The sequence below is a fragment of the Alphaproteobacteria bacterium genome (assembly GCA_041396705.1).
In the GTDB taxonomy this organism is placed as follows: domain Bacteria; phylum Pseudomonadota; class Alphaproteobacteria; order CALKHQ01; family CALKHQ01; genus CALKHQ01.
Window position 1 is genome coordinate 329965 of record JAWKYB010000003.1, and the last position, 21745, is coordinate 351709.

Sequence of the window (21745 nt, forward strand, 5' to 3'; positions counted from 1 at the left end):
ACACGCGCCGCGTCCCGGCGGTTACCGGCTGAGCTGGCCGTCCAGCGGGCCGGCGACCGGCGGCGAAACCGGTTCCGCGCCGAAATTCGGGTTGACCTGGAACTGCTGCAGGTTCTGCGGAACGGTCTGCCCGACGCCGCCCGGCGGACTGGTGGCCGAATAGGCCGGGTCCCAGGTGCAATCCGCCTGTTCGCCGGTCACGTCGGTGGTCGGCGGCGTCCCCCCGTAGATGTTGTTGCAGATGAAGCAGCCGTCGGCGTAGCAGCACCAGCACAACGAGCCTTCGCAGCCGGACTCGCTGCTGTCGTCGAACCGGTCGGCGATGCAATCGCCATAGCTGCCACCGACCGTGGGCCTGCGCTTCAGGGCCTGGCTTTCGCTGGTCGAAGCGACGAGCAGCGCGAGGGCCGACAGCAGTGCGAGAGCGGGCAGGGTCGTTCGCGAAAGCCGGCCATCCGTCGCGCGGCCGGGTCGTCCGGCACGGGCACGCATGGCGCACTCCTCACCGAAACCGTTCACCGGGCGCACTCTATGCCCGGCCGGCTTTGCCGTCGAGTCCCGGTCTGGCGCCCGGCCTGGCGCCCACAGCGAGCCGAGTCAGGCGAAGGCCGCGCCGCTCGCCCGGCGCACCGCTTCGGCCCAGCGGGCGTGGTGCCGGGCCGCCTCCTCAGCCGGCATCGCCGGGTCGAACCGCCGGTCGGCCTGCCAGCGCGCGGCCAGCGCGCCCAGGTCGTCGAACAGCCCGGCTTGCAGGCCGGCCAGCATCGCCGCCCCCAGCGCGGTCGATTCCAGGTTCCGCGGCCGCTCGACCGGAATGCCGGCCAGATCGGCCAGCGCCTGCATGGTCCAGTCGTTGGCGGTCATGCCGCCGTCGACCCGCAGGCTGGTGGCGTCGGCGCCGTCGCCGCGCATCGCCTGCAGCAGGTCGCGGGTCTGCAACGCCACCGCCTCCAGCGCCGCCCGCACCACTTCCGCGATGCCGGTATCGCGGGTCAGCCCGAAGATGGCCCCGCGCGCGTCGGGGTCCCAGTAGGGTGCGCCGAGCCCGGTGAACGCCGGCACGAACACGACCGCGCTGTGCGGGTTGGCTGCACGCGCCAGCGCCTCGGTCTCGCCGGCGCTGGCGATCAGCTTCAGGCCGTCGCGCAGCCACTGCACGGCGGCGCCGGCGATGAAGATGCTGCCCTCCAGCGCATAGGTCGGCCGGCCGGCCAGCCGGTAGCCCATTGTCGTCAGCAGCCGGTTGCGCGAGGGCAGGGGGCTGTCGCCGGTGTTGATCAGCGCGAAGCAGCCGGTGCCATAGGTGCTCTTGATCATGCCCGGCGCGAAGCAGCACTGGCCGATCAGGGCGGCGTGCTGGTCGCCGGCGACGCCGCCCAGCGGAATCGCGGCGCCCAGAACGTCCGCCGGGATGGAGCCGAAGTCGGCGGCGCAGTCCGCCACCTCCGGCAGCAGGCCGAGCGGCACGCCGACCGCATCGGCAAGCTCGGCGCTCCATTGCTGCTCCTTGATGTCGAACAACAGCGTGCGGCTGGCGTTGGTGGCGTCGGTGCGGTGCACCGCCCCGCCGGTCAGCTTCCAGATCAGCCAGCTGTCGATGGTGCCGCAGGCCAGCCGACCGGCCTCGGCCGCTGCCCGCGCGCCGTCGACGTTGTCCAGCAGCCACGCGATCTTCGTCCCCGCGAAATAGGGGTCGAGCACCAGACCGGTGCGGGCCTGGAAGCGGTCGGCGCCGCCGTCGGCCGCCAGCCGCCGGCAGGCATCCGCCGTGCGCCGGTCCTGCCACACGATGGCATTGTGCACCGGCTTGCCGGTCTGCCGGTCCCAGACCACCGTGGTTTCGCGCTGGTTGGTGATGCCGGCGCCGACGATATGCAGCTCCGGCCTGCTGGCCCTGGCCGCGGCGATGGCCTGCCGGCACACCGCGACCGTGTCGGCGAAGATCTCGTCGGCATCGTGCTCCACCCAGCCGGGGCGCGGATAGATCTGGCGCAGCTCCTTCTGGGCCGTCGCCACCGGCCGCAGCGCGCCGTCGAACACGATCGCCCGGCTGCTGGTTGTGCCCTGGTCGATGGCCAGGATGTGCGCGTTGTCAGGCACCGGCTCCTCCTCCATTGTTTTGGCGCAGTCTACGGCCCGCGCCGGACGGCGTGAATGGAGGAAGTGCCGCCATGACCATCCCCGTGCCGGACCCCGCGCTGGTCGAGCGGCTGGCCGCGATCTCGACCGCCACCCTGACGATGCAGCTGCTCAAGCGCGGCATTCGCAACGTCTGGATGCGCGGCGTCCGGCCGCTGCAGCCGGCCGCGGGCCGCGTCGTCGGCCCAGCGGAAACGTGGCGTTTCGTGCCGATGCGCGAGGACGTCTCGACGGTGGAGAGCCTCGGCCTGCCGGGCAACTCGCGCGAGGCGGTCGAGGCCGCGACGCCGGGCAGCGTCGTCGTCGCCGACGCCTGCGGATGCAGCGCCGCCGGCGTGATCGGCGACATCCTCGCCGCCAGGCTCGGCCGCCGCGGCATCCGCGCCATGGTCACCGACGGCGCCGTGCGCGATGCGGCCGGGGTCGCCGCGACCGGGCTGCCGGTGTTCGCCGCCGGCGCCGCCGCGCCGGCGACGATCTCTGCCATCCATTTCGCCGAGCGCAACGGGGCGATCGGCTGCGGCGGCGTCATGGTCCGCCCCGGCGACCTGATCGTCGCCGACGGCGACGGCGTGGTCGTGGTGCCGCAGGCGCTGGCGCCGGCGATCGCGGCCGACGGCGGCGCGCAGGATGCGTTCGAGGACTGGGTGGTGGAGCAGGTCGGCCGGGGCAGGGCGCTGCCCGGGCTCTATCCGCCCAGCCCGGAAACCCGGGCGGAGTACGAGGCGCGCGGCAAGGGCTAGGCCCAGGGCACGGCGGAGATGATGAAGCCCACCGCCGACAGTGCCGCCAGCAACGCGGCGGTGCCGGCGATCAGCTTCACCAGCGAGAACGGCCGCTGGCCGTAGACCTTGCCGGTGCGGCCGTTGACCGAGAGCCGGAACGTCTTGCGCTCGAAGCGGTAGTGGGTGATCCAGACCGGCACCAGGATGTGCTTGAAGGTCTGGTTGCTGTAGTTGGTGCGGCTCCAGTGGATGCGCTGGCGCTGGCCGCCGATGTCGCGCCGGATCCAGTCGGTGATCGTCGCCTGCATGGTGCGGTCGGCGCGGGCGAAGCCGTCGCGGACGCCGATGGTGTGGTTCTCGGCCCGGAAGCCGGCGAGGAATTCGGTCTGGTAGGTCTCCAGCTCGCGCAGCGGCCAGGGCGCCAGGCCGTCGCTGAATTCGGCCGACACCGAGCGCGAGCCGGAAACCACCACGTCGTCGAAGCGCCCGCTGACGGTGCCGGTGACCTCCTTCCACACCGTGCGGCGGTTCTTGCCGGAGCCGACACGGGTGCCGCGGGCGCCGGAATAGGCGGTCGCGGTGTCCGCGTCATAGGTCCAGAACGGCACGTAGATGCCGTGGAAGTGGCTTGCCTGGGCCTCCTCGGCGATGTCGTTCGGCGCGAACCAGCGCGATTTCAGCCAGCCGTGCATCGCATCGTGCGCCCGGCCGTGATCGAGCGCGAAAGGCAGCAGGCCCTGCGGCACGATGCGGCGGAACTGCCGCACGTCGCCGACCAGGGCGGCGTCGCAGAACGGACAGATGCGCGCATGCTCGTCGGCATGGAACTCGATGCTGGCGCCGCAGCGGGTGCAATCCACCGACGGCGCCTCTTCCGCCGCCAGGGAGGCCATGTCGCGTTCCAGTCCCTGGCCATAGGGGTTCTCGACCTGGGCGGCGGCGTCGTCGACATGCGGGACCGGGCTCTGCGACCCGCAGTGGCCGCACGACAGCCGGGCCGATCCGGGGTCGAAGCGCAGGTTGGCGCCGCAGGCCGGGCAGGGGAAGGCGCGCCGGTCGTGGGCGAGGTCCTCGCCGTCCTCCCGCGCCGCCCGTTTGCGCTCGGCGCGCCGGCCGATCGCGTGCAGCGTTCCGGAATCCTGCGACATCGTTCAGTCGTCGCTCAGTTCCGCCAGGATCCGGAACACGATCTCGAGCCGTACCATCAGAGCGGAAAAGGCGTAGCCGAAATCCTCGAACCAGAGCCAGTCGATGTAGAAGCTCCAGGTGACGGCACCGCCGAGCGCCCACAGGAAGAAGCGGACGAACCCGCCCAGCCGCGAGCGCTTGGTCAGGCTGTCGCCGTGGAACTCGCGGTGCCCTTCCATCGCTAGCACGAAGCCGCGCAGCATGCGCACGCCCAGCACGCCCAAGAGCGCGGCACAGCCGAGCCCGCTCAGCACCAGTGCCGTCAGTTCCCCTGCCGCCATCCCGCCGCGTCCTCTGCCGTTCCCGCTGGCAATCAACAGCCTGCGAGTGGACATGACAACCGTGTCATCCCGATGGCCGACGGCATGCGGCCGGCCTGCGGCAATCCGTCCGCGCCGGCGCGGCCACCGCCGGGTGGCGCGCGGCCGGACGTTCGTTATGCCTCCCCGCGGTGCCGCGGCGGCGTTGGCGCCCCCAGGGGGGGGGGGTGGCGCGATCAGCGGCCGGCCGCCGCCGCGACCGCGGCCGTGGTATCGAAGAAGTCCTCGAACGCCGCGATACGGTCGCCGCGGACCTGCCAGACGTGCGCGAAGGCGGTCTGGTAGCCCCTGCCGGTGGCGAGCGCCGTGGCGGCGAAGTCGCCGATGGCGACCACCCAGTCGCCGTCGGCCACGATCCGGCGGATGGCGAGGCGGTCGACGACGACGTGCGCGGCCAGCTGCTCCGCCCAGCGCGCGACCCCGGCCTTGCCCGCGTAGCGGCCGAAGTATCCGGCGCCATCGGGCCCGTGCACGATCCAGGTCACGTCGTTCGTCAAAGCGGCGATGATCGCCGCGATGTCGCGGCGGGCGAAGTCGTCATAGACCTTGCGGACGCGCTCGGTCGGAGTGGGCGAAGTCATCGGAAGCTCCCGGTTGCAGCGGATACCGGAAGCAACGGCCGGGGCGGCCGAACGGATGCAGCGGCTGCGCGGCCGGGCCGGGACAGGCGGATCAGGCCTTCTCGCGCCGCTTCACCGCCACCCAGCGGCGTTCCATCTCGTCGAGGTCGACCGCGGCGATGTCGAGCCCGTCGGCGGCCAGGCTCTGTTCGACGGCGCGGAACCGGCGGGCGAACTTGTCGTTGGTGCGACGCAGCGCCGCCTCCGGGTCGACCTTCAGGAAGCGGGCGAGGTTGGCCACGGTGAACAGCACGTCCCCCAGCTCGTCCTCGAGCCGGTCGAGACCGGCGCCGGCATCGAATTCCGCCCTTAATTCAGCGACTTCCTCGAGGATCTTGCCAAAAACCGGCTCCGGCTCGGTCCAGTCGAAACCGACCCGCGCGGCCCGTTTCTGCAGCTTCTCCGCCCGCATCAGCGCCGGCAGCGCCAGCGCCACGTCGTCCAGCGCCGAGGCTGCCGCGCCGCCGCGCCGCGCGCGCTCGGCGCGTTCCTCCGCCTTCTGCGCTCCTGTGATCGGGTCTGGTGCGCGGCGTCGCGCGCATCGGCGTCGGCGAACACGTGCGGATGGCGCTTGACCATCTTGTCGGCGATGGCGCCGGCGACCGCGTCGAAGTCGAACAGGCCGGCTTCCTCGGCCATGCGGGCATGGAACACGACCTGCAGCAGCAGGTCGCCGAGCTCGCCCTTGAGGTCGTCGTGATCCTCGCGCGCGATCGCGTCGGCCACCTCATAGGCTTCCTCGACGGTATAGGGCGCGATGGTCGCGAAGCTCTGCTCGACGTCCCACGGGCAGCCGCCGTCGGGGTCGCGCAGGCGCGCCATGATCTCGAGCAGGCGGTCGATGTTGCGGGTGCCGTCGCTGGTCATGCCGGACTCCGTTCTGGGCCCGGCGTTTCTATCAATCGCATCGCGAGGGGGGAACCGGCGCGACGCCGGTCATGTGCGATCCGATGATCGCATAATTTATATTATGGAAAAATATATAGCTACGTCGCTGCGTCAGGCGACGCGGCGCAGCCCACCGCCGCCGAGCGGCGTTGCGGCATCGAAGCGGATCTGCGGCATGGCCGCGGCGTGGCCACAAGCCCGTCGTAGCCCGGCTCGATTCGACGGACACAGCGCGGCCACCGTGTCGTAGTCCATCGTGTGGTTCATGTGGGTCAGGATCGCCCGGCGCGGCCGCACCCGCGCGATCCAGTCCAGCGTCTGGGCGAAGTGCGAATGGGTGCCGTGCGGCTCCATCCGCAGGCAATCGACGATCCAGACGTCGACGCCGTCGAGGATCGCGAACGCCGTCTCATCCAGTTGGTTAAGGTCCGTCGAGTAAGCGATTGGCCCGAAACGGAAACCAAGCGACCGCCGCGGTCCGTGCTCCTGCCAGAACGGCACCACGTCGACATCGCCGACGCTGAACGGCCCGGCAATGGCGGCACCGGCGAGCCGCGGCCCATAGGAGTCGAGCCCGGCGATCTCGACGAAGCCGTAGCCGAAGCGCCGGTGCAGGATCGCCAGCGTGTCCGGATCGGCGCAGGCGGCCAGCGGCGCGCGGCCGGCGGTCAGCGCACGCAGGTCGTCGATGCCGTGGCAATGGTCGGCATGGGCATGGGTGAACAGCACCGCATCGAGCTGCGGCAGCCCGCCGACCGACAACGCCTGCTCGCGCAGGTCCGGCGACGCATCGACCAGGATGCGCGTGCCGCGCTCGGATCTGACCAGGATCGACGCGCGGCGGCGCCGGTTGCGCGGGTTGCGCGGGTTGCACGCACCCCAGTCGCCGGTGGCCAGCGGCACGCCGCTGGAGCCGCCGCAGCCGAGCACGGTGACGCGCATCAGCCGATTCCGGCGGCAGCCGCCGGTATCGCGCCGACGGCGCGGGGGAACAGGCGGAAAGTTGCGGGCGGTCTGGTCCATCAGGTCCTGCGGCGGCATGTCCTTCAGGCCGGCGACCACCTCCGCCGTGTGGCGGACGAAGGCCGGCTCGTTGCGCTTGCCGCGATGCGGCACGGGGGCAAGATAGTGCGTCCGTTTCCACCAAGAGTTGGTTAACGGGCACGCAGTCGCGCACGACTGCCCGCAGGTCCTCGGCGGTCCTGGAAGGTCGCGATCCCCGACATCGAGATCATGAAGCCGATCCTCAGCGCCGCCTCGGCCAGCGCGCGGCCGCTGCTGAAGCAGTGATCACGCCGGTCAGCGGGCGTTCGGCATGGTGTTCGGCCAGGATCTGCGCCGTGTCGTCGTCGGCGTCGCGGGTGTGCACCACCAGCGGCAGGCCGGTCGCCTGCGCCGCGCGGATGTGCGCGCGGAAGCAGTCGATCTGCGCCGCGCGCGGGCTGTGGTCGTAGAAATAGTCGAGTCCGGTCTCGCCGATCGCCACCACCTGCGGGTCCGCGGCCAGCGCCGTCAGCCGCTCGACGGTGGTTCGCCGCTCCTCCTCCGCCGCCTGTGCGGATGCACGCCCAGCGAACAGGCGACGTCGTCGTGCCGCGCCGCGATCGCACGCACCGTCTCGAAGGTGCGCAGCTTGGTGCCGATGGTCAGCATGCCGGTCACGCCGGCCGTGCGCGCCCGCGCGACCACGTCGTCGGCATCGTCGCCGAAATAGTCGAGGTGGCAGTGGCTGTCGATCAGCATCGGCGGGCCATTGCGCGCCTCCTCGGCGACATAGCGTGGAACACTGGGCGGGCGCCGGCAGCGCCGTGCCTCCGCCGCCAGCCACCGGCGGGGCCATAGGCGGTCAGGTCGCGGGCGCCCTCGCCCACGGCCAGCTGGTCGAGGATGCGGCCGGCCGAACCCGGCATCACCGGCTGGCAGAGGATCGCGATATGGCGGATCGCTCCGGCCACATACAGCACCGTCGCCATCCGGGCCGGGTCGGTCTTGCGCAGCGCCCACGGCGCCTGGCGTCGACGAAGCGGTTGGCCTCGCCGACCAGCTCGAACACCAGCTCCAGCGCGCGATGGAACACCGCGCCTCGAACGCGGCCCGCACCGTCGGAGCTGGCCGGTGGCGCAATGGCGCAGCAGGGCCGTCCTCCGCGCTCAGCGGCAGGTTACTGCGGCACCTGGCCGGCGCAGTTCTTGGCGATCATCGACAGGCACGCGCCACCAGGTGTTGCCGAGGTCGTTGGCGAGATCGCTGTTCATCCGGCCGATCATCGCCCGGCGCGAGAAGTCGCCGTCGTTGCCGAACGGCACCTCGCGCAACAGGAAATAGCGCACCGGGTCGAGTCGAACTCCTTGCCGACCAGCGCGACCGGGTCGATCACGTTGCCCAGCGACTTCGAGATCTTCTGGCCTTCGTTGGTCCACCAGCCATGGGCGAAGACGGCGGCGCGCGGCGGCTCGACGCCGGCCGGACATCGCAGAACGCCGGCCAATAGACCGTATGGAAACGAGAATGTCCTTTCCGACCAGTGCAGGTCACGGCCAGAACGTCTGATAGAGGCGCCGGATTGCCGGTCGGGGATAGCCGACCGCGGTGATGTAGTTGGTCAGCGCGTCGAGCCAGACATACATCACATGGGCGTCGCTCGCCGGCACCGGGGATGCCTCAGTCGAAGGTGGTGCGCGAGACCGACAGGTCCTTCAGTCCGCTCCTGACGAAGCTGATCACCTCGTTGCGGCGAGATCCTGGCGCGATGCAGTCCGGGTTGGCTCGTACCAGGCCAGCAGCCGGTCCTGCCAGGTCGACAGCCGGAAGAAATAGGTCGGCTCCTCGACCCACTCCACCTGGCGCCGCTCGGCCCGCGGCGCACGCCGTCGCCGCCGACGGTGGTCTCGGACTCGGCGTAGAACGCCTCGTCGCGCACGGCGTACCAGCCGGCATAGCTGTCCAGGTAGATGTCGCCGTTCGCCTGCAGCGCGTTCAGATCGCCTCGGCACGAGACCTGTGGTGCGGCCTGCGGTGCGGATGAAATCGTCGTTGCTGACGTCAAGCGTGGCCGCCAGCTCCCGGAAATTCCTGGAAACCCGGTCGGTGAATTCCTGTGCAATGCCGGCGGCGCGGGCCGACTTCTCGATCTTCTGGCCGTGCTCGTCGGTGCCGGTCAGGAACATCACCTGATAGCTGTCCAGCCGCTTAGCGGGCGAGCGCGTCGCAGGCCAGCGTCGCAGGCGTGGCCGATGTGCGGCACGTCGTTCACATAGGATCGCGTCGTCAGGTATCAGCGACGCGGCTCTGCGGCCATCTCGTGCTCCATCGATCGGCATCCGCGCGTCCGGTTATCCCCTGCGTTACCTGCTGCGCCGCTTCGGCGGCGTCGATCACCGCGAGAACCGCCTGTTTGCGGTCGAGATTCAGTGCGTTGGTCTCGGCGAACCAAGCGCGCGCCTTGTCCCACACCTCAAACCAGGGATCAAGCGCGCTGCCGCCGGCCAGCCTTGCGTTGACCTCGCCCTCGCGGGCCAGCGGCGGCGCCGCCTCGCCGGTGGCAGCGCCCCGCACCAGCCGGCCGATCCAGCCGGCGAACAGGCCGGTGAAGGCGGCGAACGGCGCCTCGTCGCCCGACGCGCCCGCCGCCTCGGCGAAGGCGATCGCCCGGCCGACGTCGTAGTCCGGCATCGCGCCCATCAGTTCGATGAAGTCGACATAGAGCGCCGCGGCGCCCTCGTCGAGCAGCGCCAGCGCCTGCCCAGGGCTGCCGTCGGCCAGCCGCACCGCCAGGCTGCACTCGTCGGCAGCCGCGTCCGGCGCATGTGCCGCGACCACGGCCCGGGTCTGCTCGTCGCTCAGCGGCGCCAGCGCCAGCTGGCGGCAGCGCGAGCGGATCGTCGGCAGCACGCGGCCGACCGCGTTGGCGATCAGGATCAGCAGCACCCGCGGCGGCGGCTCCTCCAACACCTTCAACAGGGCATTGGCCGAGCTGGCGTTGAGATCGTCGACCGCGTCGACCAGCACCACCCGCCAGCCGCCCTCGCCGGAGGTCAGGCGCAGGAACTGCACCGCCTTCTGCGCCATCTCCATCGGGATCACGCCGCGCCGCCGGTTGCGCTTCTCGTCCCATGGCCGCTCCAGCACCATCAGGTCGACATGGCCGCCGGATGCGACCCGGCGAAAGGTCGGGCTGTCCGGCGGCAGCGCAAGCGTCGTCGGCCCGTCGTCGAACAGGCCGGCGCCGGCCGGCTGCGCACCCTGGGCCAGCACGAAGCGGGCCAGCCGATAGCCCAGCGTCGCCTTGCCGATGCCCGGCCGGCCGCACAGCATCACGGCATGCGGCATGCGTCCGCCGTTCCACAGGTCCAGCAGCAGCGCCTCCGCCGCCGCGTGGCCGACCAGGTCGGCGGTCCCGCGCGGATGGTGTTCCGTGTGGATTTCGGTCATGGCTGCGGCCAGTGTCCCAGCTTGGCCCGGCCGCGTCTACGCGTGTCCGCCTGGCAGGCCCAGACGCTCCGCCACCACCGCGCGGATGCGCGCCGCGACCGTGTCGACGTCCGCGTCGGCGTCGACCATGACGCAGCGCTGCGGGTTCAGCGTGACGATGGTGGCGAATCCGTCGCGCACCCGCGCGTGGAAGGCGCGGTCCTTTCGCTCGAAGCGGGCCGGGGCCACGCCATCGCGCGACCGCGCCCGTGCCATGCCGACCTCGACCGGCAGGTCGAGCACGATGGTCAGGTCGGGTTCGAAGTCGCCCAGCACCAGCCAATAGAGCTCGGTGAGGCGGCCGAACGAAATGCCGCCCGCCGCGCCCTGATAGGCCACGGTGGAATCGGCGAAACGGTCGCACAGCACCCAGCGTCCGGCCGCAAGCGCCGGCCGCATCGTCCGCGCGACGTGATCGAAGCGGGCCGCGAAGAACAGCAGCGTCTCGCTCCACGGCAGCCACCGATCGGGCTCGCCTTCGACCAGCAGGCGGCGGATATCCTCGGCGCCGGGCGAGCCGCCGGGCTCGCGGGTCTGCAGCACCGGCTGGCCCTGGCTCTCGAGCCACTCGGCCAGGCGGCGCAGCTGGGTCGACTTGCCCGCGCCCTCCCCGCCCTCAAGGGTGATGAAACGGCCGCGCGCTGTCACGCGGCGCGCCCGACGCCCGATGCGCTCGCTGCGGGCCGGCCCGCGGCACTCATCCGAGCACGAAGTGGCTCAGCGTCGCCCAGATCTTGCCGAACACGCCGGCTTCCGCCACATCGGCGGCGGCATAGACCGGAAACACGCGCTGCTCGATCCCCGGCGCGGTCACCACCAGGCGCGCGACCTCGTCGCCGCGCCGGATCGGCGCCGGCACCGGGCCGTCATAGACCACGGCGACCCGCATCTCGTCGCGCTGCGCCTGCGGGATGGTCACCCGGATCGGGTCGGTGACCATCAGCGGCACGGTCTCGCGCTCGCCCAGCCAGACCTCGGCATTCTCGACGCTCTCGCCCGGCTCGAACAGGTCGACCACCTCGAACTCGCGGAACCCCCATTCCAGCAGCCGCTCGGCCTCGTCGGACCGGGCCTGCTGGCTTTCCATGCCGTTGATCACCAGCAGCAGCCGCCTGCCGTCACGCTCCACCGAGCCGACCAGCCCGTAGCCGGCCTCCTCGGTGTGGCCGGTCTTCAGCCCGTCGGCGCCCATGTTGCGATACAGCAGCGGATTGCGATTCTGCTGGGTGATGTCGTTGTAGCGGAACTCGCGCTCGGCGAAGATCGGGTAGTAGTCCGGGAAGGTCTGGATGATGTGGCTGGCCAGGATCGCCAGATCGCGCGCCGTCATCAGGTGCTGCGGATCCGGCCAGCCGGTGGAGTTGCGGAAGGTGCTGCGGGTCAGTCCGATCTCGTGCGCCTCGGTGTTCATCGCCTCGGCGAAGGCGGCCTCGCTGCCGGCGATCGCCTCGGCTGCGACGATGCAGGCATCGTTGCCCGACTGGACGATGATTCCGCGCAGCAGGTCCTCGACCCGCACCCGCTGGCCGATCTCCAGGAACATCGACGAGCCGCCGCGGCGCCACGCATTCTCCGTCACCGTCATCTCGTCGTCCATGTGCAGCCGGCCGTCGGCCAAGCGCGAGAAGATCATGTGAACGGTCATCAGCTTGCTCATCGAGGCCGGCGGCATCAGTTCGTCCGCATTGGTCTCGGTCAGTACGGTGCCGGTGGTGAGGTCGACGAGGATCGCCTCGCGCGCCGTGGTCACCATCTCGATGGCGCCGGCCGGGCGCAGGACGACGGCCGCAACGGCCAGCGCGACCGCAGCGGCCAGGGCTCGCATCGACTTCGCGGTCTGCATCGTCAGCATCCTCCCAGATCGGGCACCGGCCGCCGCGGCCGGCGCGCCTAGTCCGCGGCGGGCGCGGCCGAAGCCGACTGGCCCGGCGGAACCGACAACAGCTCGACACGGACCTGGGCCAGTCCGGCCGGCTTGAAGCCGAGCATCTCGGCCGCACGCTCCGACACGTCGATGATCCGGCCTTCGCTCAGCACACCGCGGTCGGTGATCCGCAGCGTCACTTGGCGGCCGTTGCCGAGGTTGGTCACCCGCACGATGGAATCGAACGGGAAGCCGTTGTGCGCCGCGGTCATGCCGTAGCGGTCGAAGATCTCGCCGCTCGCGGTGCGGCGTCCGTGCGCGCCGCGGCCGTACCAGGACGCCACGCCCTGCTCCACCTCCAGCACCGCGCCGCCCTGCAGGGCGGCCGGCGCCAGCGCGGAATCGCCGGAAAGGGTCGGATCGGCGCTGCCGCTGCTGCTTTCCTGCACCGCGCGCGCCGTCTCCACGAGCAGCTTCGATGTCGAGCAGCCGGCAACCAGCGCCGCCGCTGCGACCAGGGCGCCCACGCGCGCGCCGATGCGCCGGACAGTCATCCGCCCTGCCCCGCTCAACCGCCCGGCGCGCCGAGCGGCTGGCTCTGCACCGGCACCACCGGGGTGGCCGGCGGCGGCCCGGGCTCGCCATTGTCGACCACGGGCTGCGGCGCCGGCGGCTTGGTACAGCCGGCCGCGGCCGCAGCAAGGCAGACCGCCAGGGCCGCCGCCCAGCCCCCGGAGACAATGCCCATCCGCTCCTCCACTATGCATGCGCTGCCGAAGCCGGCGCGATTCGCTGCTGGCCGAAGTCTAAGCCCGCGGGACGCCGGGCAGCAAATTACAGCGTCCGCCGGACACGTCCGCACATGGGAGGGCGCAATGACGGATGCGCAGAACGACAGCGCCGGGGTGGTCGCCGTGACCGGGGCCGCCGGCGGCATCGGCGGCGCGCTGGCGGCCGGATTCGCCGCCGCCGGCTGGCGGGCGCTGGCGATCGACCGGACCGCACCCGCAGCCGTTCCGCCGGGGGTGACGCCGGTCGCGCTCGACGTGACCGATACGGCTGCGGTCGCCGCCTGGGGCGACGGCCTCGGCCGGCTCGACGCCCTGGTCAACGCCGCCGGGGTGATCCGCCGCAACGACGAGTTCGATCCGGCGGTGTTCGCCCAGGTGGTCGACATCAACCTGAACGGCGCCATGCGCATGTGCATGGCGGCACGGCCGGCGCTGGCCGCGTCGCGCCGCGGCGCCGTCATCAACATCGCCTCGATGCTCAGCTACTTCGGCGGGCCGCTGGTGCCGGCCTACACCGCGTCGAAGAGCGGCATCGCCGGCCTGACCCGCGCGCTTGCGGTCGCCTGGGCGGCGGACGGCATCCGGGTCAACGCCGTGGCGCCCGGCTGGATCGCCACGGCGATGACCGCGCCGCTGCGGGCGGACGACGCGCGCAGTCGCGGCATCCTCGACCGCACGCCGATGCGCCGCTGGGGCAGGCCCGAGGATCTGGTCGGGCCGTGCCTGTTCCTGGCGAGCGATGCCGCCGCCTTCGTCACCGGGACATTGTTGCCCGTCGACGGCGGCTATGCCGCCATGTGAGGATCGCGGGCGACCCACAGACGCAAGCACAGGAGCCGCGCCATGCCGCCGCTGAACGAAGCCGCCATCGGCGATGCGATGATGCCCTACCAGCTGCCGATGCCGGCGGAATCGGTGCCGGAGATCGTGGTTCCGGGGGCGATCCCCACCGACGAGCGGATCTGGGTGCCGCAGGCGGAATCGGTCTCGTTCCGGCCGCTGTGCCTCAACGTCACCCAGGGCTACTGGGTCAACCTGCTGCGGGTGCGCAAGGCCGGCGTGCTCAGCCGCCACCGCCATCCCAACCCGGTGCACGGCTTCGTGCTGCGCGGCAGCTGGTACTATCTGGAACACGACTGGAAGGCGGAGGAAGGCGGTTATGTCTACGAGCCGCCGGGCGAGACCCACACGCTGGTGGTCCCGCCCGACGTGCCCGAGATGATCACGCTGTTCCAGGTCAACGGCGTGATGTTCTATGTCGATCCTTGGGGAAAGCCAGTGGGTTACGAGGATGTCTTCACCAAGATCGACATGTGTCGCAAGCACTATGAGGCGATCGGCCTGGGGCGGGACTATGTCGACCAGTTCATCCGGTGAAGACGCCGCGCCGCCTTACCGCGCCGCCTGCACCCGCAGGAACGCGATGATGTCGTCGCGGTCGGCGGCGACCGAGACGGCGAACGGCATCAGCGCACCGGGCAGATAGGCGAACGGTCCGGCGAGCCAGCCGTCGAGCGTCGCATCGTCCCAGACCAGCCCGGAACCGCGCAGCGCGGCGGAGTAGCCGTAGCCGTCGACGCTGCCGGCGGGCCGGCCGTAGACGCCGCCGAGACGCGGGCCGACCCGGTCGGTATCGAGCGAATGGCAGGCGCCGCAGCGGCTGGTGAACAGGCTCTCGCCTCTTGCCGGATCGGCGGCCGTGGCCGCGCGTCCCGCGAACAGCGGCAACAGCAGCAGCGCCACCGTTGCCAGACGGCACAATGTCTTCATCGCAAGTCTCCGGAATGCGGCCGGCCGGACCCGCGAGGCCCGGCCGGCCGAAGTGGCGGGATCAGGCGCCGAAGGCGAAGGCGCCGGTGGGCAAGGCGTCGCCCACCGCCGTCGTCAGGACGGTCCAGTGCATGGTCTCGTCGGCGACAAGCTGCGCCACCAGCCGGGCATGGTCCTTGTCCGCCAGCGTTGCGAGGGTGCCGACATAGGCGTTGACGGCAGCCCCTTCCAGCTGCGCCGCCAGCTTGAGGATGTCGAGCTCGCTGGTCAGCGCGGCGGCGCCGATGTCCACCGCATAGTCCTCGATCGACTTGGCCTCGACCGGCTCGGCGCCGATCGCGCGGATCACCGCGATCAACTCGTCGCGATGGCCGATGTGGTGGCCCTGGAACAGCCGGGCCACCGGCAGCACGCCGGCGGAAAGCAGGCCGCTGCCGGCGGCGATCTCGTAGGCGGCGATCGCCTCGTGGTCGAGGCCGAGAATGGCGTTCAGCGCGATCGCGTCCGCCTCGGTCGGCCCGGCAGCGGCACGGGTCGGACGCGCGCCGCCGGCAAGCAGAGCCAGCGCGGCGGTGCTGAGCGCGACCTGGCCGGCACCGCGCAGCAGGCCGCGGCGCGGGACCGAGAGCTGTTCGCTTCGGGTGTCGTTCATGGCGTTGTTTCCCCTTCTGGCCGGGCCGTCTCAGGCGGCGCGGGCCGCGGCCGACAGCACCACCGGAAAGTCGATGTCGGTGCCGACGGCGTGGTTGAAGTAGTTGGTGAACAGGTTGAGCGCGACGTGGGCGATCAGCTCCACGATCTCGGCCTCGCCGTAGCCGGCCAGCCGGATGGCGGCGATGTCGCCGTCGCTGGCGTGGCCGCGCTCGCGCACCAGCTTGCGGGCGAAGCCGAGGGCCGCCGCGACCTTCGGGTCGCTGGCGTCGCCGTGCAGATTGCGGCGGATCTCGTCGTCGGCCAGCTTCAGCTTGCGGCCGATGGCGCTGTGCGCCGACGCGCAGTAGTCGCAGCCGTTGGCGCCGGCCACGGCGAGCGCGATCTGCTCGCGGAACGCCGGCGCGAACGTGCCGCCGGCCAGCGCGGTGGCGAAGCCGAGATAGCCCTCCAGCGCGGCGGGCGAATGGCCCATGGTGCGCAGGATGTTGGGCACGCCGCCGAGCTGGCGGCCGATGGCGGCGAACAGCTCCAGCGTCTTGCCCTGGGCGGCATCGGGCTGGATTGCGGGGATGCGGGGCATCGGTCTGGTCCTTTCCTTGGTCGGCGCGACGGTGCGCCCGACGCAGGTGGAAAGGACCGGACGCCCGATCAATCCGGCGCGGGGAAAACGGGCCGTTCGGTCAAGCCATCGGGTCGATCGGTCAAGTTTCGGCGACCGACGCCTGGCGCAGCGCCCGCGGCGACTGGCCATAGCGGGCGGCGAAGGCGCGGGTGAAGCCGGCGGCCGAGGCGAAGCCGGTCTTGGCGGCGACCACCTGGATCGGGTCGCGGGTGCGCGCGACCAGCGCATGGGCGCTGCAGCCGCCAGTCGGCCAGGTAGCGCATCGGCGCCACGCCGACGATCGTGCTGAAATAGGCGGCGAACCGGCTGCGCGACATCGCCACCGCGCTGGCCAGCGACGCCAGGGTCCAGTCGCGCTCCGGCGCGCCGTGGATCAGCGCCAGCGCGCGGCCGATCCGCGGATCGGCCATCGCACCCAGCACGCGGTCCAGGTCCTCGTGGTCCTGGGCCGCCGCCCGCACGGATTCGATGAACAGCACCTCCGATAGCCGGATCAGCGAGCCGCGCGCGCCCGGCTCGTCCTGGGAGCCGGCCTTGGCCACCAGGCCCAGCACGCCGTCCAGCAGCGGATGGCGCGCCCGCGCCGGCGCCGACACCCGCAGCAGCGTCGGCAGTGCGCGCAGCAACGGATGATCGACCCCCTCGTCATAGGTGAAGTGGCCGCAGATCAGATGGGTCTCCTCGTTCGCGCCGGCCTGCGCCGCGCCCCAGACCAGCGGGCCGGCGCCGTCGAAGCCGCTCTCGGCCACCACCCGGTCCAGCGCCACCGGCTCGCGCCCGGCCCGGTCGGCGATCACATGGGCGGCGCCGCGCGGCACCAGCACCAGCTCGCCCATGCCGAGGTCGGCGCCCGCCGCGCCGTCGCTGGCCACGTGGCAGCGCCCCTGCACCACCAGGTGGAAGCGGATCGCCTGGCGATAGGGCGGCACCGCGATCGCATAGGGCGCGGTGAAGCGCGTGCGGAAATAGAGCGTCGCCCGCAGCTCGATGGTGTCGAGGATGTCGTTCAGCACGTCCATGGCCGGCCCGTCCGCTGGTTGGACCGGCATTCTTGCACCAGGCTGCCCGCTCACGGCCACTCACGAGCGCGACAGCCGCGGCGCGGCGCTACTCCGCGAACCAGGCGTCGGCGGCCTCGTCGAGGATCGCGTCCTCGCTCAGCTGGTTGCCGTTGGTCAGGAACACGAACACCGTCCCGTCGGCCGGGTAATAGCGCAAGTCGGCCTCGAAGCCGTCATAGCCGCCGGAATGGCCGTACCAGGCGCCCCAGCCGTCGGTCTCGATACCCATGCCGTAGCCGTAGGTCGGCTCTGCCGCGGTGCCGGCGGTCATCGCGGCGACCAGCTGCGGCGGCAGCAGCCGGCCGTCGCGGAACAGCGCGAAGGCGAAGCGCTCCAGGTCGGCCGCGGTCGTCACCATCGGACCGTCGCCGAGTTCGCTCGCCCACGACTGCGCGCTGACGTCCTCGCCGTCCATATAGCCGCGGGCCAGCGGCACGCCGCGCGGCGCGCCGACCGTGCTGGCGGTCATGCCCGCCGGCCCGAACACCTTGGCCTGCAGCGCCGCATCCAGCGAGCCGGCCAGCCGTTCCAGCACATGGCCGAGAATGACGTAGTTGGTGTTGCAATATTCGAAGGTCGCGCCCGGCGCGGCATAGGCCGGCTGGTCGTAGGCGAAGGCGATCGCCTCGGCCGCGCTCCAGTGGCGCTCCGGCTCGTCGTAACTGGCGTCGAGGAACGGATCGTCGAGATAGTCGACCAGCCCGGAGGTGTGGCTCAGCAGCTGCGCCACCGTGACCCGCTCGACGTTGTCCAGTCGCGCGATGCCGGGGATGTCGTCGACATAGGGCAGCACCGGCGCATCGAGCGCCAGCGCGCCGTCGGCGACATAGGCCAGGATCGCGGTCGCCACTACCATCTTGCCGACCGACGCGACGTAGAACCGGGTGTCGGGCGTCACCGCGGTGCGGCCCCGCAGTTCGGCCAGACCGGACACCACCACCGCGTCGCCGTCGTCCGACCCGACCAGCAGGACGCCGCCATCGAGCGCCTCTTCGGCAAGGAAATCGTCGAGTACCGCCTGCAGCGCAGCGTCGTCGGCGCGGACCGGCCCGGTCCCCGCCAATGCACCGGCCAGGCCCAGGACCGCGACATTGCGCAGGAAGTCGCCCATGTTCCGCACCGCTCTCGCGCGCGCCGCCAGCCGGCACGCCAACCCTGGCAGCGTGTCATCCAACGGTGAGAAACTGGTGAATATCCCGGTGCGCTGCGGCGCCGGCGTTCGGGCCGGCGCGCGCTCAGACCACGCGGACGTTCTTGAACTGCCAGGGATCGTCGCGGTCGAGGTCCTCTGGGAACAGGCTCTCCCGTCCGGCCAGCGGCGTCCAGTCGGTGAACGCGCCGGTCATCGGGCCGAGATAGGGTTCGGCCAGCTCCAGCACCCGCTCGTGGTCCATCTCCTCGGCCTCGACCACGCCGCGGCGCGGGTTCTCGATCGCCCAGACCATGCCGGCAAGCACGGCCGCGGTGACCTGCAGCGAGGTGGCGTTGTTGTGCGGCACCAGGTCCCGCGCCTCCTCGGTCGAAAGCTGCGAGCCGTACCAGTAGGCGCCGTTGGCGTGACCGGCCAGCAGCACGCCCAGCTCGTCGATGCCCTCGGTGACGTCGTCGACGATCAGCCGCTTGGTCGCCTGCTCGCGGAACGCCTTGCCGTTGAATTCGTGCAGCGACAGAACGGCGTCGTCGCACGGGTGATAGGCATAGTGCACGGTCGGCCGGTAGCGCACCGCGTCGCCATCGCGCTGGGTCAGGTAGTCGGCGATCGAGATCGCCTCGTTGTGGGTGATCAGGAAGCCATGGAACGGCCCCTCGATCGGCGTCCAGGTCCGGCAACGCTGCGCGGCGCCCGGGCGGTTGAGGTAGATCGCGGCGCCGCAGCCGCCGTGGTGGCGGCCGCCGTCGGGCGGGAAATGGCGCTCGTGCGTGCCCCAGCCCAGCTCCGCCGGCTGGCAGCCTTCGGAGATGAAGCCGTCGACCGACCAGGTGTTGACGAACTCGCCCGGCCGTTTCGGCTCGTCGGTCACCTGGGTCGCGCTCGGCGATGTGGATCGCCTTGACGCCGAGGCCGGCGGCGAGCGCCGCCCAGCCGGCGCGGTCGGCCGGCGCCGCGGCCGGCATGCCGGCCGCCTCGGCGATGTGCAGCAGCGCCCGCTTGACGAAGTGGCTGACCAGGCCGGGATTGGCGCCGTGGGCGATCACCGCGGTCGGCCCCTCGCCGTGGCCGCGCTTGGCGGCCAGCGCCTTCTCGCGCAGGGCATAGTTCGAGCGCTCGCTCGGCGTCAGCCGCGGATCGGTGTAGCCGCCGGGCCAGGGTTCGATGCAGGTGTCGAGATAGAGCGCGCCGATGCGCTGGCAGATGGCGATCAGGTCGATCGAGGAAACGTCGACCGACAGGTTGAGCAGGAAGTCGTCGGCGCCGAGCCGGCTGGCGATCTCGCCGGCCAGGTTCTCGCGGGTCAGCGTGATCTGCTCGAATGCGATGCCCTGCAGCTCCGCCTCGCGGCGACCGAGCGGATCGGCCGAAATGATCGTGATGCGGTTCTGGCTGATGCCGATGTGGCGCTGGACCAGCGGCAGCACGCCGCGCCCGATCGAGCCGTAGCCGATGATCAGCAGGCGGCCCGGGAAATCGATGTGCTTGATCGCTTGCACCATGGCGCGGTTCCTCTCGGTCGATCTGTCCGGTCCGCCGTCAAGCCATGCGGTTCAACACCCTTGCGCGCCCGACACCGAAGCGGGGCGACGCCACGGACGCATGGGCGATGGCGGGGTCCGGAAGCAATGAACGGTCGGGCGATGCCTCCTGCAACAGCACGTCGCCGGGCCGAAATCAACCGCCAATGTCTGCCAGGAACATCGAACCGGGTGCGACGCCGGTGACCAGCAGGTGGTCGCGTGCCCGCGTGCAGGCGACATACAGCAGGTGCCGCTCGGTGCTGATCACATCGTCGATCCCGGCGTCCTCACCCAGCGCGGCGATGCGGCTGGCCAGCGGCAGAATGCCCTCGTCGCAGGCCATCACCGCTACCGCGCGGAACTCCAGGCCCTTGGCCAGGTGCATCGGCCCCAGCGCCACGGTGCCGCCGGCCGCGCGTGCCGCGGCGGTCAGCGGCGTCGCCTCCAGCCCCGCCGCGGCCAGCGCCAGCCGGGCGCGCTCGAACTGGTCCGGGGTGCGCACGAACAGGCCGATCTCCTCCGGCCGCACCTGGGCCGACACCGCCTTCAGCCAGGCGCCGACGCGCGCGATCTCCTCCTCGGCATCGGCGCACAGCGCGACCGTCGGCCGCGGCCCGTTGAAGGCGGAGACGGTGCCGGCGCGCGGCTCCTCGATCCCGTCGGCGTCGGCCATCGCCGCGGGCAACAGCCGGTCGGCGCGGGCGCGGATCTGGTGCGATGTCCGGTAGTTGATCGACAGCCGGTGGGTGCGCCCGCGCACGTCGATGCCGAGCGCAAGCCAGGAGAAAGGCTGGCGGAAGATGCGCTGGCCGAGATCGCCGGTGAAGAACAGCCCGTCGTCGCGCCGACCGCCGGCGGCGGCCAGAAAGCGCAGCTCGGCGATGCCGATGTCCTGCGCCTCGTCGACGACGATGTGTTCCCATGGCGGCGGCGCACCGGCGGCGTAGTGCTCGGCCAGCCGCACGAACATGCCGCCCTGGGTGACCATGTGCTCGGCCTCGAGCGCGTCCCAGACCCGCGTGAACACGCTCCACAGCCGCTTGCGCCGCTTCGGCCCGGCGTGGGCGTGGACGCCGCCCAGGGCGAAGTCGCGATAGGTGCGCCAATCGCGGATCTGGAAGGCGTCGACCACGCCCTCCCATTCGTCCATCAGCACGGCAAGCCCCAGCCCCGGCTCGGCATGTGCCGCCATCAGGTCGCGGATCGTGCGGGTCGGCGCGATCGACGGCGGGCCGAAGACGGCCGCGTAGAGGTCGCGCACCACCGCGCCCAGCGCCTTCGCCTCGATCCGGTTGCGCACCGCCGGCTCGCCCTCGGTCATCATGTCCAGCCGGGTCGACAGGTCGGCCGCCAGCGACGGCCAGAACGTGGTCAGCAGTATCCGGGCCGCCGGCGCCCGCCGGGCCAGGAACACCGCACGGTGCAGCGCGACCACGGTCTTGCCGGTGCCGGCAGAGCCGGAGATGCGGGCCGGCCCGTCGTAGCTCCGCTCCACCAGCTCGCGCTGCATCGGGTGCAGGAAGGTGGTCCAGCGCGCCCACGGATAGTCCAGCGCGCGGGCCAGTTCGTCGACATTGGCCAGCAGCCGGAACCGCCGCCCGGCATCGGGATGGGCGAACGGATCGGCGTCGACTGCCGCGGCCGGCGCCGGCGGCGGCGTGCCGCCGGTGGCGAGCTGGAGCAGCGCCTCGGACGCCTCCTGCGGCAGGTGGCCGACCAGATCGAGCAGGCCGTCCTCGCCGACGCGGCGCACCGCGCCCAGCCATTCGGCCGGCACGCCGTAGGCCAGCATGGTCTCGTCGTCGACCGCGGCGAACAGGCCGCCGCCGGTATCCTGCGCCGTGTCGTCGCCTGCCTCCACCCGCTCGCGCACCTCGACCAGCTGCGCCGCCCGGTGGACGTTGGCGGTCGATGCGGCGGCGCATCGCCCACTGATAGGCGGCGTCGTGATGGTCGACAT

22 protein-coding genes and 3 pseudogenes are annotated in these 21745 nt (G+C 71.6%); 3 read left to right on the forward strand and 22 right to left on the reverse strand.

All coding sequences use genetic code 11. From position 1 onward, the window contains the following. Positions 1–21: 21 nt before the first annotated feature. The gene (locus R3F55_04960) at positions 22–492 is read right to left on the reverse strand and encodes a hypothetical protein (protein MEZ5666777.1); all 471 of its coding nucleotides are present in this window, start codon (positions 490–492) and stop codon (positions 22–24) included. 105 nt (positions 493–597) lie between these two features. Beyond that, positions 598–2100 carry a glycerol kinase GlpK gene (gene glpK, locus R3F55_04965; GenBank protein ID MEZ5666778.1) on the reverse strand — a complete coding sequence of 501 codons (1503 nt, stop codon included), beginning with the start codon at positions 2098–2100 and terminating at the stop codon, positions 598–600. Positions 2101–2171: 71 nt separating this feature from the next. Here glpK and R3F55_04970 point away from each other — a divergent pair, with 71 nt between their 5' ends. Further along, positions 2172–2882: a ribonuclease activity regulator RraA gene (locus tag R3F55_04970; GenBank protein MEZ5666779.1), complete on the forward strand. Its 711-nt coding sequence runs from the start codon at positions 2172–2174 to the stop codon at positions 2880–2882. Here R3F55_04970 and R3F55_04975 read toward each other — a convergent pair. From R3F55_04975 to R3F55_05035, 13 genes and pseudogenes are all read right to left on the reverse strand, one after another. Continuing rightward, on the reverse strand, positions 2879–4012 hold the full coding sequence (locus R3F55_04975) for a primosomal protein N' (replication factor Y) - superfamily II helicase (GenBank protein ID MEZ5666780.1): 1134 nt from the start codon (positions 4010–4012) through the stop codon (positions 2879–2881). The two genes, R3F55_04970 and R3F55_04975, sit on opposite strands and share 4 nt — an antisense overlap. Positions 4013–4015: 3 nt before the next feature. Then, positions 4016–4333 carry a hypothetical protein gene (locus tag R3F55_04980; protein ID MEZ5666781.1) on the reverse strand — a complete coding sequence of 106 codons (318 nt, stop codon included), beginning with the start codon at positions 4331–4333 and terminating at the stop codon, positions 4016–4018. Between the two features lie 215 nt (positions 4334–4548). Next, the gene (locus R3F55_04985) at positions 4549–4953 is read right to left on the reverse strand and encodes a nuclear transport factor 2 family protein (protein ID MEZ5666782.1); all 405 of its coding nucleotides are present in this window, start codon (positions 4951–4953) and stop codon (positions 4549–4551) included. A gap of 91 nt (positions 4954–5044) precedes the next feature. After that, positions 5045–5859, reverse strand: a pseudogene (gene mazG, locus R3F55_04990) (nucleoside triphosphate pyrophosphohydrolase). A gap of 132 nt (positions 5860–5991) precedes the next feature. Then, the gene (locus R3F55_04995; protein MEZ5666783.1) at positions 5992–6996 is read right to left on the reverse strand and encodes an MBL fold metallo-hydrolase; all 1005 of its coding nucleotides are present in this window, start codon (positions 6994–6996) and stop codon (positions 5992–5994) included. Positions 6997–7126: 130 nt separating this feature from the next. Further along, entirely contained in the window at positions 7127–7459 is a 333-nt protein-coding gene (locus tag R3F55_05000; GenBank protein ID MEZ5666784.1) for a TatD family hydrolase, read from the reverse strand. Next, positions 7393–7623 carry a TatD family hydrolase gene (locus R3F55_05005; protein ID MEZ5666785.1) on the reverse strand — a complete coding sequence of 77 codons (231 nt, stop codon included), beginning with the start codon at positions 7621–7623 and terminating at the stop codon, positions 7393–7395. The genes R3F55_05000 and R3F55_05005 overlap by 67 nt, the downstream gene beginning before the upstream one ends. 119 nt (positions 7624–7742) lie before the next feature. Further along, a pseudogene (metG, locus tag R3F55_05010) lies at positions 7743–9133 on the reverse strand (methionine--tRNA ligase). Positions 9134–9147: 14 nt separating this feature from the next. Continuing rightward, positions 9148–10311: a DNA polymerase III subunit delta' gene (locus R3F55_05015; GenBank protein MEZ5666786.1), complete on the reverse strand. Its 1164-nt coding sequence runs from the start codon at positions 10309–10311 to the stop codon at positions 9148–9150. Positions 10312–10347: 36 nt separating this feature from the next. After that, on the reverse strand, positions 10348–10998 hold the full coding sequence (gene tmk, locus R3F55_05020; GenBank protein MEZ5666787.1) for a dTMP kinase: 651 nt from the start codon (positions 10996–10998) through the stop codon (positions 10348–10350). Between the two features lie 49 nt (positions 10999–11047). After that, entirely contained in the window at positions 11048–12193 is a 1146-nt protein-coding gene (locus tag R3F55_05025; protein MEZ5666788.1) for a D-alanyl-D-alanine carboxypeptidase family protein, read from the reverse strand. A 47-nt stretch (positions 12194–12240) separates the two neighbouring features. Next, positions 12241–12768, reverse strand: coding sequence for a septal ring lytic transglycosylase RlpA family protein (locus R3F55_05030; protein ID MEZ5666789.1), 528 nt, complete (start codon positions 12766–12768; stop codon positions 12241–12243). 14 nt (positions 12769–12782) lie between these two features. Then, the gene (locus R3F55_05035; protein MEZ5666790.1) at positions 12783–12962 is read right to left on the reverse strand and encodes a hypothetical protein; all 180 of its coding nucleotides are present in this window, start codon (positions 12960–12962) and stop codon (positions 12783–12785) included. A 127-nt stretch (positions 12963–13089) separates the two neighbouring features. Between R3F55_05035 and R3F55_05040 the strand changes: the two genes are divergently transcribed. Both R3F55_05040 and R3F55_05045 read left to right on the forward strand, forming a co-directional pair. Further along, positions 13090–13806 (forward strand): SDR family oxidoreductase, encoded by a 717-nt coding sequence (locus R3F55_05040; protein ID MEZ5666791.1) that lies wholly within the window; start codon positions 13090–13092, stop codon positions 13804–13806. A 42-nt stretch (positions 13807–13848) separates the two neighbouring features. Then, positions 13849–14382, forward strand: a complete 534-nt coding sequence (locus R3F55_05045; GenBank protein MEZ5666792.1) for a 2,4'-dihydroxyacetophenone dioxygenase family protein — start codon at positions 13849–13851, stop codon at positions 14380–14382. 15 nt (positions 14383–14397) lie between these two features. Here the strand turns inward: R3F55_05045 and R3F55_05050 are convergent, their stop codons facing one another. The 7 genes and pseudogenes from R3F55_05050 to R3F55_05080 form a co-directional block, all read right to left on the reverse strand. After that, positions 14398–14775 (reverse strand): c-type cytochrome, encoded by a 378-nt coding sequence (locus tag R3F55_05050; GenBank protein MEZ5666793.1) that lies wholly within the window; start codon positions 14773–14775, stop codon positions 14398–14400. Positions 14776–14836: 61 nt separating this feature from the next. After that, positions 14837–15427 carry a ferritin-like domain-containing protein gene (locus tag R3F55_05055; protein MEZ5666794.1) on the reverse strand — a complete coding sequence of 197 codons (591 nt, stop codon included), beginning with the start codon at positions 15425–15427 and terminating at the stop codon, positions 14837–14839. Between the two features lie 30 nt (positions 15428–15457). After that, entirely contained in the window at positions 15458–16009 is a 552-nt protein-coding gene (locus R3F55_05060; protein ID MEZ5666795.1) for a carboxymuconolactone decarboxylase family protein, read from the reverse strand. A gap of 68 nt (positions 16010–16077) precedes the next feature. Continuing rightward, positions 16078–17070 (reverse strand): AraC family transcriptional regulator, encoded by a 993-nt coding sequence (locus tag R3F55_05065; protein MEZ5666796.1) that lies wholly within the window; start codon positions 17068–17070, stop codon positions 16078–16080. Positions 17071–17158: 88 nt separating this feature from the next. Then, entirely contained in the window at positions 17159–18223 is a 1065-nt protein-coding gene (locus tag R3F55_05070; protein ID MEZ5666797.1) for a serine hydrolase domain-containing protein, read from the reverse strand. Positions 18224–18347: 124 nt separating this feature from the next. Beyond that, positions 18348–19764: pseudogene (locus R3F55_05075) on the reverse strand (saccharopine dehydrogenase C-terminal domain-containing protein). 175 nt (positions 19765–19939) lie between these two features. Further along, on the reverse strand, positions 19940–21745 hold the full coding sequence (locus tag R3F55_05080; GenBank protein MEZ5666798.1) for a 3'-5' exonuclease: 1806 nt from the start codon (positions 21743–21745) through the stop codon (positions 19940–19942).